The sequence below is a fragment of the Actinoplanes sp. NBC_00393 genome (assembly GCF_036053395.1).
In the GTDB taxonomy this organism is placed as follows: Bacteria; Actinomycetota; Actinomycetes; order Mycobacteriales; family Micromonosporaceae; genus Actinoplanes.
This window is the reverse complement of record NZ_CP107942.1, coordinates 2,238,183-2,253,113: the sequence shown is the minus strand read 5'-3', so window position 1 is coordinate 2,253,113 and position 14,931 is coordinate 2,238,183. Positions and strand designations below refer to the sequence as shown.

Sequence of the window (14,931 nt, the reverse complement as noted above, 5' to 3'; positions counted from 1 at the left end):
GGTCATCGGTTCGTCACCGGGATCTCGATGCTGATCGGCTTCGCCTCGGACAGGAACAGCAGCGCGGCCTTGCGCAGGAACTCGTCGAACAGCCAGTAGGCCTTGGGCGCCAGGGGGAACGGCAACAGTCCTTCGCGTACCGCGATGAAGGGTCCCCAGGCCGTCCTGAGCAGCGGATCCCAGACCGGCTCGCGCGGGATCTTCAGCCATCCGGCGATCTCGTCGCCGAGCATGAAGCGGGTGAACGCGCCGAGGATCGGCTTGGTCAGGATGCCCGCGTCGATCGGGGTGCCGAGCTTGAGCAGGATGTCGGCCAGCTTGATGCCCTCCGGCGTGGCCGCCAGGATCGGGTCGAGGACCTCGTCGGCCTGCGAGTTGGCCTCCGCCCAGGTGGCCGGGATGTACTCGTCCTGGATCCCGAGCATGTGCGCGCCGACCTGCCAGGAGTGCAGGAAGGCGGTGGACTCGGCGGCCGGGATCGGCACCTTCCAGTCGGTCAGCTTGCGCATCACCGTGGTGGGCAGGCTGTGCCAGGTGACCATCATGTCGCGCTGGCTGATCGGGATGTCCTCGTCGGCGACGTCCGCCCAGTACGGCGACTGCGGCAGCAGGTGCCGCACGGCCGCGTGCACGAGCCGGGTCTTCACCGCGGTCACGATCATCTCGCCCTCGGGTCGGAACGCGTTGGCCGAGCCGATGTCGTACCCGAGTTTCGCGGTTTTGGAGATGCGGTCCTTCATGTCCGCGCCGCCCTGCGAGTAGTAGACGGCGCGGGCCTCCTTCGGGATGACCGTGCTCATCATGCCGCTGGCCAGCCCGTACAGGACGCCGAGGTAGAGCCCCCGCTTCTCGTTGAACTTGAAGGCGAGATCGAGTTTCGCCTGGTCGGCCCAGGCCGGCAGCTGACGGGCGCTCTCCATGAAGTCGCGCAGGTCGGCGGGCAGCCCGGCCGGCAGTGCCTGACCGTTCTTCTTCCAGGTCCGCAGCAACTCGTTGACCCGGGGCACGTCACCCCGGTCGATGAGCGAGGCGACCAGCGGGTCGGCCTGCTCGTCCCACACCCACCGCGGGTCGGCGCCCGCTCCCGCGCCCGCCACCGAACCCTTGGCGGACCACGTCCAGATCGACTGCGCTCGGGCCGGCGTCGCGGCGGTCAGCGCACCGAGTGCGCCCAGGGCCCCGCCCGCCTGCAACATCTTGCGTCTGCTGAGTTCCACGCTTCGCTCCTCCACCGAGGTTGATACGGTGAAACACTTAGTGCTTGGATGTATCAGCCATGAGAGCATAGTGTGGCAGTGATCACAAGAGACGTTCATCGATGTCTTCGACCCTTGGTACGGTGTGAAAAATCGGAGAGGACGCTGATGGCTGGCACACCCCGCGGGGAACCACTGCTGCCGGTGCTCGACGCCGTGCCCGGTTCCGACTCGCTGCTGGCCCAGGCGCTCGCCGAGGCGCTCGAGGGCTCGGGTCCCGACGACGAGGGCGGTGACGAGCCCGGCGACGACGTCACGACGCGGCTGCTCGACGCCGCGTACGTCCAGTTCTGCCGGATCGGCATCCGGCGCTCCACGATGGGCGACGTGGCCCGCCGGGCGGGCGTCTCCCGGATCACCGCCTATCGGCGTTTCGCCACCAAGGAGGTGCTGGTCAAGCAGGTGGTCCGGCGCGAGTTCCGGCGCTACTTCGACCAGTTCCAGATCGACATCCAGCAGGCCCGTACGGCTGCCGACCGGGTGGTGCTCGGCTTCGTCAGCTCGCTGCAGGTGATCCGCAACAACCCGTTGATCGGCGGATTGATGGCGGTCGAACCCGACATGATCATCCCGTCGCTGATCGCCGACGGCGGGCAGACGATGGGCACGGTGCAAAGGTTCGTCGCCGGACAGCTGCGCAAGGAGCAGCAGGCCGGTAACATCTCCGCGGCGGTCGACGTGGAGTTGGTGGCCGAGCTGATGACCCGGCTGTGCTGCTCGTTCCTCGTCACCCCGAGCTTCGTCATCGACCTCGACGACGCCGGCCAACTGCGCGACGTCGCCCTCAAGTTCCTCACCCCGATGCTGGAGCCTTTTCATTAGGTGACGCGCAGTGCTGCCGATCAGGACCTAGATGGATGGGACCCGGAAGCGCCGATGGCGAGCAACCGCCGGCCTGCTGGCCGGCCTCGTCGTCCTGATCACGCTGTTCGCAGCAGACCTCGTGGTGGCCGCCTGGGTCCTGATCGCGGCCGTCCACGGGTGCACGATCGCGGTGGCGTGGTCCACGTCCGGCATCCCTGACCTGCCCGCCTGGGCGCGCCGGTTCTGGCGCGCGGTGGCCGGCGGCGCCGGTATTTACCTGCTCGGTGACGTCGCCCAGATCATCACCGCCGCCAGGGATCCGGGGGCCGCCGTCGCGGCGACCGGTGGGCAAGCCCAGCAGATCGCCCTGGCGCTCGGCAGCGCCGTCATGATGGTCGCTCTGCTGACCGTCCCGCTGGGGTTCGGCTCGCGGCGCGAACGGTCCCGGTTCTGGATGGACGTGGCCACGGTGATGGTGGCCGCCGCCGTGGTCGGCTGGCATCTGGTGGTGCCGAACCGGCCCGGCGCGATCCTCGACATGTCGGCGCCCGCGCTGGTCAGCCCCGTGATCATCCTGCTGTGCGTGTTCGTGGTGGCGAAACTCGTCATGTCCGGCACCGCGCCGTTCACCCGGGCGTGCGGCCTGATCGCGGCGGGCGGGGCGGCGTTCAAGACAGCCGCCGACGCCATCGGGCGCGACGGGCTCGGCGACGGACGGCTGCACTGGTTCCTGATCTGCACGATCGCGGCGCACGCGCTGCTCACCATCGCGTTGCGGGTCAATCAGGTGCAGCTCGCCGGCGAGCCGGGGATCCTTCAGCCGCGGCGGCGCAAGCCCTACAGCCTTCTTCCGTACGGGGCGATCGCGGTCACCTATCTGCTGCTGGCGATCGCCGTCGTGCGGCAGGACTCGTCGACCGTACCGATCGCCCTGGCCGGCACGGCCATCAGCACCCTGCTGGTCGTGCACCGCCAGCTCACCGCGTTCCGCGACAACGCGCGCCTGCTGGAGGAACTGGACGTCAAGGTGCAGGAGCTCAACGAGTCCCAGGAGGGCCTGCGGGTCCTGCTGACCGAACGTGACGCCCTGGCCGCCCGCCTGCAGCACCACGCCTTCCACGACGCGCTGACCGGCCTGCCCAACCGCTCGCTGTACGCCGAACGCCTGACCGCCGCCCTGACCGCGGCCGGCCCGGTGGTCGTGATGATCATCGACCTGGACGGTTTCAAGCAGGTCAACGACAAGTGGGGACACGCGGCCGGTGACGTGCTGCTGCGCGAGGTCGGCCGGCGGCTGAAGGCGTGCGTGCGCGAAAGCGACACGGTCGCCCGGTTCGGCGGCGACGAGTTCGCCGTCCTGCTGCATCCCGGCACGGACGACGACCCCGGAGGCATCGCCGCCCGCATGGTCAAGGTGATCGAGGCGCCGGTGGCGATCCCGGGCGGCGACACCGCTCAGGTGGGCGCCAGCCTCGGGATCGCCATCGCCGGCGATCCGGCCATGGACGGCGACGCGCTGCTGCGCGAGGCAGACCACGCGATGTACGCGGTGAAGCGCGACGGCAAAGGCACCTACGCGGTGGCACGCTGACTGCCGGGCCGGCCCCACACCGCGACCTCGCCCCGGGCCACGCAGACGATCAGGACCCCGTCCGGGCCGGCGACCGCCCAGGACTCGACGTCGGCGTCGGCGTCCACGAGCAGCCGCCACCCACTGTCAAAGATGATCTCGAGTTCCCCGGTGTCCCGGGTGTACGCGGAGCGGACCACGTCACCGAGCAGGGTGGCGACGGCGTCCGACGGGTCGTCGCCGGGCACCACGTCGATGCGCCCGCCGGGTCCGTCGAGATGGGCGTCGGCTTCGATCAGCAGCTCGTGGCCGCCGGTGAAGCCCAGGATGATGGCGTGGCCGAGCCGGACGGTCTCGAGCCGTCGGCCGGCGAGCAGGTCAAACTTGAGCACGGCAGGACCGTAACGAGGTCTTCCATAAGAAAGCTTTAACGGCGACATGCGACACCAAAACTTGATCAGTTCCAGATTAGGGGTCTAAGGTTCCCCCTATGCCGTCCGACTTCGAGACGCAGCTACGAGCCGTCTCGTTGCGCGTGACCAAACCACGATTGGCAGTGCTCGCCGCACTGCGCGACCACCCGCACGTCGACACCGACACGGTCATCGCCCTCGTCCGGGCGGAACTTCCCGCTGTCTCCCACCAGGCGGTCTACGATGTGCTGCGTGCGCTCACCGACTCCGGTCTGGTGCGCCGCATCCAGCCCGCTGGTGCGACCGCCCGCTACGAGTCGCGGGTGAGGGACAACCACCACCATGTCGTGTGCCGCTCCTGTGGCGCGATCGCCGACGTCGACTGCGCGGTCGGCCCCGCCCCCTGTCTCACTGCCACCGGCGACCACGGGTTCGTGATCGACGAGGCAGAGGTCGTGTATTGGGGCATATGCCCCGACTGCGTGAACACACCATCCGCTAATGCAGAAGGAAGCCGATGAGCGACATCCAAGATCCGAAGCAGACCGGCTGTCCGGTTGCGCACGACTCCGTGACCGCGCACGGCAGCGAGAGTGAGAACCCGGCGATCGACTCGCCGACCCCGAAGACCGGCGGCCGTCCGCGCACCAACCGTGACTGGTGGCCCAACCAGCTCGACCTGTCGGTGCTGCACGCCCACTCCTCCAAGGGCAACCCGCTCGGCCCGGACTTCGACTACGCGAAGGAGTTCGCGAAGCTCGACGTCGAGGCCCTCAAGCGCGACATCGTCGAGGTGATGACCACCTCGCAGGACTGGTGGCCGGCTGACTTCGGTCACTACGGCGGCCTGATGATCCGGATGAGCTGGCACGCCGCCGGCACCTACCGGATCCAGGACGGCCGTGGCGGCGCCGGCGACGGCGGCCAGCGGTTCGCCCCGCTCAACAGCTGGCCCGACAACGCCAACCTGGACAAGGCCCGCCGCCTGCTCTGGCCCGTCAAGGCCAAGTACGGTCAGCAGATCTCGTGGGCCGACCTGCTCGTGCTCGCCGGCAACGTGGCCATGGAGTCGATGGGCTTCAAGACCTTCGGCTTCGGCTTCGGCCGGGTCGACGTGTGGGAGCCCGAGGAGATCTTCTGGGGTCCGGAGGACACCTGGCTCGGCGACGAGCGTTACGCCTCCGAGAAGACGATGGCCGAGGGCGTCGGCGCGACCGAGATGGGTCTCATCTACGTCAACCCGGAGGGCCCGCGCGGTAACGCGGACCCGCTGTCCGCGGCGCACTTCATCCGCGAGACCTTCGCCCGGATGGCGATGAACGACGAGGAGACCGTCGCGCTGATCGCCGGCGGCCACACCTTCGGCAAGACCCACGGCGCCGCCCCGGCCGACAACCACGTCGGCGCGGAGCCGGAGGCCGCCCCGCTGGAGGCCCAGGGCCTCGGTTGGCTGAGCACCCACGGCAGCGGCAAGGGCAAGGACACCATCACCAGTGGTCTCGAGGTCACCTGGACCGACAAGCCCACCCAGTGGAGCAACCGGTTCTTCGAGATCCTGTTCGGCTACGAGTGGGAGCTGACCACCAGCCCGGCCGGCGCGAAGCAGTGGGTCGCCAAGACGACCGACGAGATCATCCCGGACGCATTCGACCCGAACAAGAAGCACCGCCCGACGATGCTCACCACCGACCTGTCGCTGCGGGTCGACCCGGCGTACGAGAAGATCTCCCGTCGGTTCCTGGAGAACCCGGACGAGTTCGCCCTCGCGTACGCCAAGGCCTGGTACAAGCTGCTGCACCGCGACATGGGCCCGGTCAGCCGCTTCCTGGGCCCGTGGGTGCCGGAGGCCCAGCTGTGGCAGGACCCGGTGCCGGCCGTCGACCACGAGCTCGTGGGTGACGCCGACATCGCCACCCTGAAGGCGAAGGTGCTGGAGTCCGGCCTGTCCACCAGCCAGCTGGTCTCCACCGCGTGGGCGTCGGCCGCGAGCTTCCGCTCGACCGACAAGCGCGGCGGCGCCAACGGCGCCCGGGTCCGCCTGGAGCCGCAGCGCAGCTGGGAGGTCAACCAGGGTTCGGGCGACGTCATCGCCGTACTCGAGAAGATCCAGCAGGAGTTCAACGCCGCCGGCGGCGCCAAGATCTCCCTCGCCGACCTGATCGTGCTGGCCGGTTCGGCCGCCGTCGAGAAGGCCGCGAAGGACGGCGGCGTCGAGGTGACCGTGCCGTTCCACCCGGGCCGCACCGACGCCTCCCAGGAGCAGACCGACGTCGAGTCGTTCAAGGTTCTGGAGCCGCGCGCCGACGCGTTCCGCAACTACCTGCGGCCGGGCGAGAAGACCCAGCCGGAGATCCTGCTCGTCGACCGGGCGTACATGCTGAACCTGACCGCGCCGGAGATGACCGTCCTGGTCGGCGGCCTGCGCGCGCTCGGCAACAACTTCGCCGGCGCCCAGCACGGTGTGCTCACCGACAAGCCGGGCGTGCTCACCAACGACTTCTTCGCCAACCTGCTCTCCCCCGGCACCCGGTGGAAGGCGGCGGAGTCCGCGGAGCACGTGTACGAGATCCGCGACGCGTCGACCGACCAGGTGAAGTGGACCGCCACCGCGGTCGACCTCATCTTCGGTTCCAACTCGCAGCTGCGCGCCCTCGCCGAGGTCTACGCCAGCGCCGACGCCCGTACGAAGTTCGTCAACGACTTCGTCCAGGCCTGGACCAAGGTCATGGAGCTCGACCGCTTCGACCTGAACTGATCCTCCACACCGGCGAGCCCCGGTCGATCCGTCACGGATCGGCCGGGGCTCTTCCGATGCGTGTACCTATCGCCCATAACGTGCGATGTGCAGAGGGTGCGCGGCTCGCTACTTTCGGTGGGCATCGATCCCGCACGGGAGGCTCTCATGTCCGACACCACATTGCGGCCGTTCACGGTCGAGTTCCCGGAGAAGGAGCTCGAGGAACTGCGGTCGCGCATCCAGGCGACCCGATGGCCCGACCGGGAGACCGTCGGCGACACCTCGCAGGGGGTGCGCCTGGACACCATCCAGAAACTCGCCCGGCACTGGGCGTCCGGCTACGACTGGCGCCGGGTCGAGGCGCGACTGAACAGCTATCCGCAGTTCATCACCGAGATCGACGGCCTCGACATCCACTTCATGCACGTCCGCTCGCGGCACGAGGACGCGCTGCCATTGATCGTCACGCACGGCTGGCCGGGCTCGGTCATCGAACAGCTGAAGATCATCGGGCCGCTGACCGACCCGACCGCGTACGGCGCTCCCGCCTCCGACGCGTTCCACCTGGTGATCCCGTCGATGGCCGGGTACGGCTTCTCCGGCCACCCGACCACCACCGGCTGGGGACCGGACCGGATGGCGCGGGCCTGGACCGAGCTGATGCGCCGGCTGGGCTACCAGTACTTCGCGGCGCAGGGCGGTGACTGGGGCGCCGTCGTCACCGACCTGATGGGTGTGCAGGCGCCGCCGGAGCTGCTCGGCATCCACACCAACATGGCCGGGGCCACCCCACCGGACGTCGAGCGGGCCGCCATCGCCGGCAGCCCGGCGCCGGCCGGGCTCACCGAGGAGGAGCAACGCGCGTACGAGCGGCTGGTCTACTCCTACCGCCACGTCGCGTACGCCTACGAGATGGGCGACCGCCCGCAGACCCTGACCGGTTTCGCCGACTCCCCGGTGGCGCTGGCCGCCTGGATGATCGACCACGACCCGGCGAGCCACGAGATGATCGCCCGCTCGATCGACGGCGCGCCCGAGGGACTCAGCCCGGACGACGTGCTGGACAACGTCACCCTGTTCTGGCTGACCAACACCGCTCTGTCCGCCGCCCGCCTGTACTGGGAGAACAAGTTCTTGTTCTTCGCCGCCAAGGGTGTCACCGTGCCGGCCGCGATCAGCGTCTTCCCCGACGAGATGAGCCTGCCGCCGCGCAGCTGGGTCGAGCAGGCGTATCCCAAGCTGATCCACTACAACCGGGTCGGCAAGGGTGGGCACTTCGCGGCCTGGGAGCAGCCGGAGCTGTTCACCGACGAGGTCCGCACCGGACTCCGCTCGCTGCGGTGAGGTCATGAGCGAGCATCTACCCGCGTTCAGCGGCGCGACCGGGTGGCTCAACTCCGGGCCACTCGGCCTCGCCGACCTGGGCGGACGTGTCGTACTGGTCAACTTCTGGACCTTCACCTGCATCAACTGGCTGCGCCAGGAGCCGTACGTGCGCGCCTGGTCGCAGGCCTACAGCGACGACGGGCTGGTCGTCATCGGCGTGCACACGCCCGAGTTCGGCTTCGAGCACGACCTGGACCGGGTGCGGCTGGCGACGAAGGAACGCGAGATCGACTATCCGGTGGTGGTCGACAACGACTACGCGATCTGGCGGGCCTTCGACAACCACTACTGGCCGGCGCTCTACTTCGCCGACCGGCACGGGGTTCTGCGTGACTTCCACTTCGGCGAGGGCCGCTACGAGCAGTCCGAACGCGCCCTCCAGCAGTTGCTGGGCATCGAGCGCGAACCGGTCACCGTGGACGGTTCGGGCATCGAGGCAGCCGCGGACTGGGACCATCTGCGTACGCCGGAGACGTACCTCGGCGGCGCGAAGGCTGATCCCCGCGCCTATCAGTTCCCGTCCTATCTCGGCTTCAACCAGTGGGCCCTGGACGGCGGGTGGACGATCACCGGCGACTGCGCGCTCGGGACGGCCGGCGCCCGCATCGCCTTCCGCTACCAGGCTCGCGACGCCCACCTCGTGCTCGCCTCCCCGAAGGGCGAGCCCATCCCCTTCCGGGTGCTCGTCGACGGCGAGGCGCCCGGCCCGTCACACGGGGTCGACGTCGACGCCGACGGCCACGGCGTGCTGACCGACAGCCGCCTCTACCAGCTCGTCCGCGAGCACGACCGGGTCCGCGAGCGCACCCTGCAGATCACCTTCCGGGCGGCCGGCGCCGAGGCGTACGCGTTCACCTTCGGCTGAGAATCATCGACCGCACGTTGCCGCACGACGTGCACGAGCTCGCCGCCGCCGACCCCAACCAGCCGCAGATCCGGCGCAACCACATCGCGTTCGTCGAGGACCGGCTGCTGCCCACCCCGGCCGAGCCGAACACCCGCTGGCGCAAGGTGATCGCGTCCGGGGCGGTGATCGGCGGCTGTTTCTCCGGCCGCGAAACGACCGTGAGCGCCAGCCGGACAAAACCAGCTGGCGCTCACGGCTGTTTCCGCGAGTGGGAAACGACCGTGAGCGTCAGCCGGCGTGGAGGCGGCCGAAGCGGCTGCGGTGGAAGACGAGCGGCGACGATGAAGGCTGGCCGTCGTGACGGGCGGAGTGCAACCGCAGCAGCACGATGGTGTGGTCCCCCGCGATCACCTCCTGGTGGATGGTGGTGTCGAAGTGGGCCAGCCCGTCATCGAGGGTGACCGCGCCGTCGGTGGTCGCGGTCAGCGCCAGCCCGTCGAAGCGCCGGTCGACCGCCCCGGCCAGTTGCCGGGCCACCCCGGAGTGGTGGTCGGCCAGGATCGTCACCCCGACATGCCCGGCCCGGCGCAGGTCGGGCCACGTCTTGGAGGCGTTGGCGATGGAGAACGAAACGAGCGGCGGGTCGAGGCTCACCGACGTGAACGAGCTGGCCGCCAGCCCGACGGGCAGGCCGTCGACGACCGCGGCGACCGCGACCACCCCGCTGGGGAAGATGCCGAACACCTCACGCAGCCGGCGCGGGTCGAGGTCCTGGTTGGTACGAAGCGCTGTCATGCTGTCACCTCGTTGCTGGAGGGGAACGCTGAGGCCAGCCGCGGCACGGCAGTGAGCAGCCGCTGGGTGTACGGGTGCTGCGGGCGTTCGAACACGTCGTCCGCGTCGCCGTGTTCGACCGCGATCCCGTCCTTCATGACCAGGATCCGGTCGCTGACGTGGTGGATCAGGCCGAGGTCGTGGGAGATGAACAGGTAGCTGACGCCGAGCTCGTCCTGCAGGTCGGTGAGCAGGTCGATCACCTGCGCCTGGATCGAGACGTCCAGCGCGGAGGCCGGCTCGTCGCAGACGATGACCTCCGGCTGCGGGGCCAGCGCCCGGGCGATCGCGACCCGCTGACGCTGGCCGCCGGAGAGCCGCAGCGGCGCCGCGGCCAGGTGGTGGGCGCGCAGGCCGACCTGTTCGAGCAGGCGTACCGAGCGTCGCCGGGTCTCGTCGGCGGAGCTCGGCGGCTGCACAGCGGTCGACAGCGCGTCGGCCAGGATGCGGCCGACGCTCCAGCGTGGGTCGAAGGAGCTGAGCGGGTCCTGGTAGACCACGCCGATCCGCCGGCGCAGCGGCCGCCGCTGGGCCGCGGTCAGCGCCGACCACGGTTCGCCGTGCAGCAGGACGTCGCCGGCCGTGGCGTCCAGGATCGACAGCGCCATCCGGGCCAGGGTGGTCTTGCCCGAGCCGGACTCGCCGACCACGCCGAGCGTCTCCCCGGCGAACAGCTCGAACGACACGTCGTCGACGACCGTGCGGTCCACCTTGTCCGGGCCGCGGTAGACCTTGGACAGGTGCCGGCCCTGCAGCACCGGGCGGTCCCGGTCGACCGGCCGGCGGTCCCGCACGGCCGGGCCGGTGAGCCGGGTGCCGCGGGTGTGCTCGGACGGGATGGCGTCCAGCAGCGTACGCGTGTACTCGTGCTGCGGATCGTGCAGCACCTGACGCGCCGTCCCGTACTCGACGATCTCGCCGTCGCGCATCACCGCGACGTCGTCGGCGATGCGGGCCACCACGGACAGGTCGTGGCTGATCAGGATGATCGACGTGCCGCGTCTCTTGGCATCGTCGAGCAGGTCGAGTACCTGCGCCTGCACGGTCACGTCCAGCGCGGTGGTCGGCTCGTCGGCGATCAGGAGCGGCGGGTCCAGGGCGATCGCCGAGGCGATCAGGGCCCGCTGCCGCAGCCCGCCGGACAGCTCGTAGGGCCGCTGTGCCGCCCTGACCTCCGGTTCCGGCACCCCGACCGAGCGCAGCAGTTCCACCGCCTTGGCGGCGCGACTCGCCCGCGTCCCCCAGCCGTGCAGCCGCAGCGGCTCGGCCACCTCGTCGCCGACTCTGCGCAGCTGGTCGAGCGAGACGAGCGCGTCCTGCAGCACGAACCCGATCCGGCCGCCGCGAATCCTGCGCCAGGCACGTTCCGAGGTGTTCAGCAGGTCGGCGCCGGCCAGATCGATGCGGGCGGCGCCGACGCGCGCCCGGGACCCGGTCAACCCGACGAGGGTACGGGCGGTCACGCTCTTGCCCGACCCGGACTCCCCCACGATCGCCAGGCAGCTGCCGGCCCGCGCGGTGAACGAGATGCCCTTGACGACCTCGGTGTCGCCGAACGCCACCCGCAGGTCGTCCACCCGCAGCAGGGTTTCGCCCGGCGCCTCGGCCTGCTGGTCCGTGAGGTCTTCGGCAAAGTCCACGGTGGTCATCGGGATGCTCCTTGGAGTCGGTTCTGCAGGGTGCGCCCGAGCGCGGTCACCGAGAGCGCGACCAGCACGATCACCAGGCCGGGCAGGATCTCCAGCCACCACGACGTGGTGATGTGCAGCCGGCCGGCGTCGAGCAGCGCGCCCCATTCCGAGCTGGGCGGGGGTACGCCGAGCCCGAGGAACGACAGCCCGGACGCCCACACGATCGACTGCCCGACACCGAGGGTGACCACGGCGACGAGCGGGCGCATCGCGTTCGGGAACAGGTGCCGGCGGATCACGGTGAACCGCGGGTGCCCGAGCGCCGCGGCGGCCTCGATGAAACCGGACTGGCGGACCGCGAGCACCTGACCGCGGACCATCCGGGCGTAGCCGGGCGCCGAGCCGATCCCGACCGCGACGATCGAGGTGGCCAGCGACGGCCCGCGGATCGCAATCACCAGCAGGGCCAGCAGCAGGGTCGGGAAGGCGAACGCCACCTCGATGACACGGGCGATGACGCCGTCGACCAGGCCACCGGCCAGGGCTGCGGTGAAGCCCAGCAGGACGGCGATCACGAAGGCCAGGGCGGTGGCGCCGAGGCCCAGTCCGACGGACTCGCGGGCGCCGTAGATGACCCGGGTGAGCAGGTCCCGGCCGGCGTCGTCGGTGCCGAACGGGTGCGCCCAGGACGGCGCTTGCAGCGTGTTCTGCAGATCGATCGCGGTGGGGCTGCGGTCGGTGAGCAGGCTCGGGGCCAGCGCGGCGATCACCACGAAGCCGACGACCAGCAGGGCCAGGACCGTTCCGAGCCTCGGCAGCCGGATCGGCAGGGCGAACGAGCGGGCGCGGGTGAGGGTGGCGGTGGTCATCGGGCGGCTCCGGCCAGTCGGGGGTCGATCACCGCGTACGCCAGGTCGACCAGCAGGTTGGCCAGTACGTAGACGGCCGCGACGACCAGCACGATGCCGGACACGGTGGGCAGGTCCCGGGTGTTGACCGCGGTGACCAGCACCTGCCCGATGCCGGGCCGGCCGAAGATGTTCTCGGCGATGACCGCGCCGGAGACCAGCGCGCCGAGCGCCCAGCCGGACAGGGTGACCGCCGGGAGCACGGCGTGCCGCAGCACGTGCCGCAGCCGTACCCCCAGCTCGGACATCCCGCGGGTGCGGGCGGTGGTGACGAACGGCTGATCGAGGACCTGCACGAACTCGTCGCGGGTGACCTGGCCGAGGAACCCGGCGAGCGGGATCGCCAGGGTGAGCACCGGTAGCACGGTTCCCCAGGCGCTGGTGCCGCCGATGATCGGGAAGATCCGCAGCTGGACCGCGAAGACGACCAGCAGCACCACGCCGACCCAGTAGTGCGGCAGGCTGGCGGTGACCGCCTCCCACGCGCTGCCGAGCGCGGAGAGGACCCGGCCGCGTTTGACGGTCAGCAGGGTGAAGGCCAGGGCCAGCAGCCAGGCGACGACCAGGGCCGCGACGGTCAGGGTCAGGCTCGGCAGCAGCTGGCCGCCGATCACCTCGGCCACCGGCCGCTTCTGGGTGTACGAGGTGCCGAGGTCACCGCGGAACAGGCCGGTCAGGTAGTCGAGGTACTGCACGAGCACCGGGTTGTCGAAGCCGTACTTCTCGTTGAGCGGAGCGAGTTCCTCGGCCGACCACTTGCGGTCCTGCCCGGTCTGCAGGTTCATCAGCGCGGTGGCCCGGTCGCCGGGCACCGCCAGCTGGGCGAAGAAGGTGGCCGAGGCCGCGGCCAGGACCACGGCCACCGAGGCCACGATCTTGACTGCGATCCGCCGTACGAATGCGGTGCGCATCACTTCGTGAAGTAGGCGTCGGAGAACACCGGTTCGCCCTGGCTCTTCTCCAGCCAGACGTCCTTGAGGTTCTGCGCTACGGCGTACGTCGAGTTCTGGGTGTAGAGCCCGATGCCGGCCGCCTCGTCCTGGATGATCTGCTGCGCCTTGCCGTACAGATCATTGGCTTTGGTCAGGTCGCCCTCGACGTTGGCGGCCTGGATCGTCTCGGACAGCGTGTCGTTGTTGTAGAACGAGCGGTTGTTGAAGTTCGGCAGCTCCTTGGTGGACGGCCGCCAGACGATCCACAGGATCGCCGAGCTGGGGCTGGTCCAGTAGGACGGGGTGGCGTCGAAGGTGCTCGGGTCGGAGTACTTGCCGCCCCACAGCTCGGCCTGGGTGGCCGGGATCAGCTGGACGTCGAAGCCGATCTGCTTCCACTGCTCCTGGAGCACCTGCAGGACGGTCGCGCCCTCCTGGGTGAAGATGAACCCGGCGCCGTAGACCAGCTTGATGGCCAGCGGGGTGCCGTTCTTGGTGCGCACCCCGTCACCGGTACGCGTCCAGCCGGCCTGATCCAGCAGCTGCTGCGCCTTGGCCGGGTCGTAGGCGTACGCCCTGGCCGTCTCGGCGTTGTAGCCCGGAGTGGCCTGGCTGACCGACGGGTTGCCCTCGTACGGGATCACCCCGTGGAAACCGGCCTCGACCGCGGACTTGCGGTCCGCGCCGTACGCGAACGCCTGCCGGACCAGCTTGTCGCTGAACGGCCCGGTCTGGGTGTTGATGAAGAACGACACCGGCTTGCCCGGCGTGATGTAGCGGATCGTCTGGTACCGCGACTCGGCGTCCTTCCAGTTCACCGTCGGCACCTCGTAGACCACGTGCGACTCACCGGTGCCCAGCGACGCGTACCGGGCCACCCCGTCGGCGACGAACTTCCAGCGAACCTCGTCGACGATCGCCGGTCCCTCGTGCTTGGCGGTGGCCGGCCAGGACGTGTAGTTCGGGTTCTTGGCGAGCACGACCTCCTCGCCGTGCTTCCACTCCTTGACCACGAAGCCGCCGGAGCCGATCGGCTTCTCGCAGTTCTCCTGCTCGGTGCGGCTCTTGAAGGCGGTCGGCGACTGGATGCCGAAGTAGCCCTGGGTGATCAGGGTGAGGAACGGCGGGTACGGCTTGTGCAGCTCGATCTCGACCGTCTTGGCGTCGATCTCCTTGGCCGTCTTGTAGTACGGGTCGATGGAGACCTTCGCGGTGTTGTTGCCGCCCTGGTTCTCCCAGTAGTCGAAGTTCCAGGCGATCGCCTCGGCGTCGACCGGGGTGCCGTCGGTGAACTTCACGCCGTCCTTGAGGGTGAAGGTGTACTTCTTCCCGTCCGGCGACACCTTCCATTCGGTGGCCAGCCATGGCTTGACGGTGTCGTCGTCGGCGAGGGTGACCAGGTTGTCGAGGACCTGCCGGGAGATGTACGCCTGCTGGATCCAGCCGCCGAAGATGCAGGGTGGCTCCTGGACGTGGCCGTAGATGATGGTGCCGCCGGTGGTCGGTTCGCCTCCGGCCGCGCCGGCGCTGGTGCCACCGCAGGCGGTCAGGGCGCTGCCGGCCAGCAGCAGGGCGGCGGCAGCGGCCAGGTTTCGTCTGAGTCGAGTCATCAC

General features: G+C 69.7%; 13 protein-coding genes. 6 read left to right on the top strand and 7 right to left on the bottom strand.

What is annotated here, in order from left to right; all coding sequences use genetic code 11:
• Positions 1-2 precede the first annotated feature (2 nt).
• A complete protein-coding gene (locus OHA21_RS10270) occupies positions 3-1,196 on the bottom strand; it encodes an oxygenase MpaB family protein (RefSeq protein WP_442875159.1) in 1,194 nt (397 codons plus the stop codon).
• A 168-nt stretch (positions 1,197-1,364) separates the two neighbouring features.
• On the opposite strand from OHA21_RS10270, the gene OHA21_RS10265 reads away from it, so the two are divergent.
• Positions 1,365-2,078 (top strand): TetR/AcrR family transcriptional regulator, encoded by a 714-nt coding sequence (locus OHA21_RS10265; protein WP_328472578.1) that lies wholly within the window; start codon positions 1,365-1,367, stop codon positions 2,076-2,078.
• A gap of 31 nt (positions 2,079-2,109) precedes the next feature.
• Positions 2,110-3,651: a GGDEF domain-containing protein gene (locus tag OHA21_RS10260; protein WP_328472576.1), complete on the top strand. Its 1,542-nt coding sequence runs from the start codon at positions 2,110-2,112 to the stop codon at positions 3,649-3,651.
• Here the strand turns inward: OHA21_RS10260 and OHA21_RS10255 are convergent.
• Positions 3,633-4,022, bottom strand: coding sequence for a DUF6188 family protein (locus OHA21_RS10255; RefSeq protein ID WP_328472574.1), 390 nt, complete (start codon positions 4,020-4,022; stop codon positions 3,633-3,635). The two genes, OHA21_RS10260 and OHA21_RS10255, sit on opposite strands and share 19 nt — an antisense overlap.
• A 98-nt stretch (positions 4,023-4,120) precedes the next feature.
• Here OHA21_RS10255 and OHA21_RS10250 point away from each other — a divergent pair, with 98 nt between their 5' ends.
• The 4 genes from OHA21_RS10250 (at position 4,121) to OHA21_RS10235 (ending at position 9,031) form a co-directional block, all read left to right on the top strand.
• Entirely contained in the window at positions 4,121-4,564 is a 444-nt protein-coding gene (locus OHA21_RS10250) for a Fur family transcriptional regulator (RefSeq protein ID WP_328472572.1), read from the top strand.
• Entirely contained in the window at positions 4,561-6,798 is a 2,238-nt protein-coding gene (gene katG, locus OHA21_RS10245; RefSeq protein ID WP_328472570.1) for a catalase/peroxidase HPI, read from the top strand. Before OHA21_RS10250 ends, katG begins: the two co-directional genes overlap by 4 nt.
• Positions 6,799-6,945: 147 nt before the next feature.
• Positions 6,946-8,124 (top strand): epoxide hydrolase family protein, encoded by a 1,179-nt coding sequence (locus OHA21_RS10240; RefSeq protein WP_328472568.1) that lies wholly within the window; start codon positions 6,946-6,948, stop codon positions 8,122-8,124.
• A gap of 4 nt (positions 8,125-8,128) precedes the next feature.
• Entirely contained in the window at positions 8,129-9,031 is a 903-nt protein-coding gene (locus OHA21_RS10235; RefSeq protein ID WP_328472566.1) for a redoxin domain-containing protein, read from the top strand.
• Between the two features lie 270 nt (positions 9,032-9,301).
• Here OHA21_RS10235 and OHA21_RS10230 read toward each other — a convergent pair whose 3' ends face one another.
• From OHA21_RS10230 to OHA21_RS10210, 5 genes are read right to left on the bottom strand one after another with little or no spacing between them, the layout of a single operon-like run.
• Complete coding sequence (locus OHA21_RS10230) at positions 9,302-9,808, bottom strand: flavin reductase family protein (RefSeq protein WP_328472564.1); 507 nt, start codon at positions 9,806-9,808, stop codon at positions 9,302-9,304.
• Positions 9,805-11,496, bottom strand: a complete 1,692-nt coding sequence (locus OHA21_RS10225) for an ABC transporter ATP-binding protein (protein WP_328472562.1) — start codon at positions 11,494-11,496, stop codon at positions 9,805-9,807. The genes OHA21_RS10230 and OHA21_RS10225 overlap by 4 nt, the downstream gene beginning before the upstream one ends.
• Entirely contained in the window at positions 11,493-12,347 is an 855-nt protein-coding gene (locus OHA21_RS10220) for an ABC transporter permease (RefSeq protein WP_328472560.1), read from the bottom strand. Before OHA21_RS10220 ends, OHA21_RS10225 begins: the two co-directional genes overlap by 4 nt.
• Positions 12,344-13,297, bottom strand: coding sequence for an ABC transporter permease (locus OHA21_RS10215; RefSeq protein ID WP_328472558.1), 954 nt, complete (start codon positions 13,295-13,297; stop codon positions 12,344-12,346). Before OHA21_RS10215 ends, OHA21_RS10220 begins: the two co-directional genes overlap by 4 nt.
• Positions 13,297-14,928, bottom strand: coding sequence for an ABC transporter substrate-binding protein (locus tag OHA21_RS10210; RefSeq protein ID WP_328472556.1), 1,632 nt, complete (start codon positions 14,926-14,928; stop codon positions 13,297-13,299). The genes OHA21_RS10215 and OHA21_RS10210 overlap by 1 nt, the downstream gene beginning before the upstream one ends.
• Positions 14,929-14,931: the final 3 nt, after the last annotated feature.

What these genes read in the sequence shown, in the direction of transcription:
- OHA21_RS10270 (WP_442875159.1), bottom strand. Translation starts at nt 1,196, where the DNA reads ATGTTGCAGGCGGGCGGGGCCCTGGGCGCACTCGGTGCGCTGACCGCC.
- OHA21_RS10265 (WP_328472578.1), top strand. Translation starts at nt 1,365, where the DNA reads ATGGCTGGCACACCCCGCGGGGAACCACTGCTGCCGGTGCTCGACGCC.
- OHA21_RS10260 (WP_328472576.1), top strand. Translation starts at nt 2,110, where the DNA reads ATGGATGGGACCCGGAAGCGCCGATGGCGAGCAACCGCCGGCCTGCTG.
- OHA21_RS10250 (WP_328472572.1), top strand. Translation starts at nt 4,121, where the DNA reads ATGCCGTCCGACTTCGAGACGCAGCTACGAGCCGTCTCGTTGCGCGTG.
- katG (WP_328472570.1), top strand. Translation starts at nt 4,561, where the DNA reads ATGAGCGACATCCAAGATCCGAAGCAGACCGGCTGTCCGGTTGCGCAC.
- OHA21_RS10240 (WP_328472568.1), top strand. Translation starts at nt 6,946, where the DNA reads ATGTCCGACACCACATTGCGGCCGTTCACGGTCGAGTTCCCGGAGAAG.
- OHA21_RS10235 (WP_328472566.1), top strand. Translation starts at nt 8,129, where the DNA reads ATGAGCGAGCATCTACCCGCGTTCAGCGGCGCGACCGGGTGGCTCAAC.
- OHA21_RS10230 (WP_328472564.1), bottom strand. Translation starts at nt 9,808, where the DNA reads ATGACAGCGCTTCGTACCAACCAGGACCTCGACCCGCGCCGGCTGCGT.
- OHA21_RS10225 (WP_328472562.1), bottom strand. Translation starts at nt 11,496, where the DNA reads ATGACCACCGTGGACTTTGCCGAAGACCTCACGGACCAGCAGGCCGAG.
- OHA21_RS10220 (WP_328472560.1), bottom strand. Translation starts at nt 12,347, where the DNA reads ATGACCACCGCCACCCTCACCCGCGCCCGCTCGTTCGCCCTGCCGATC.
- OHA21_RS10215 (WP_328472558.1), bottom strand. Translation starts at nt 13,297, where the DNA reads ATGCGCACCGCATTCGTACGGCGGATCGCAGTCAAGATCGTGGCCTCG.
- OHA21_RS10210 (WP_328472556.1), bottom strand. Translation starts at nt 14,928, where the DNA reads ATGACTCGACTCAGACGAAACCTGGCCGCTGCCGCCGCCCTGCTGCTG.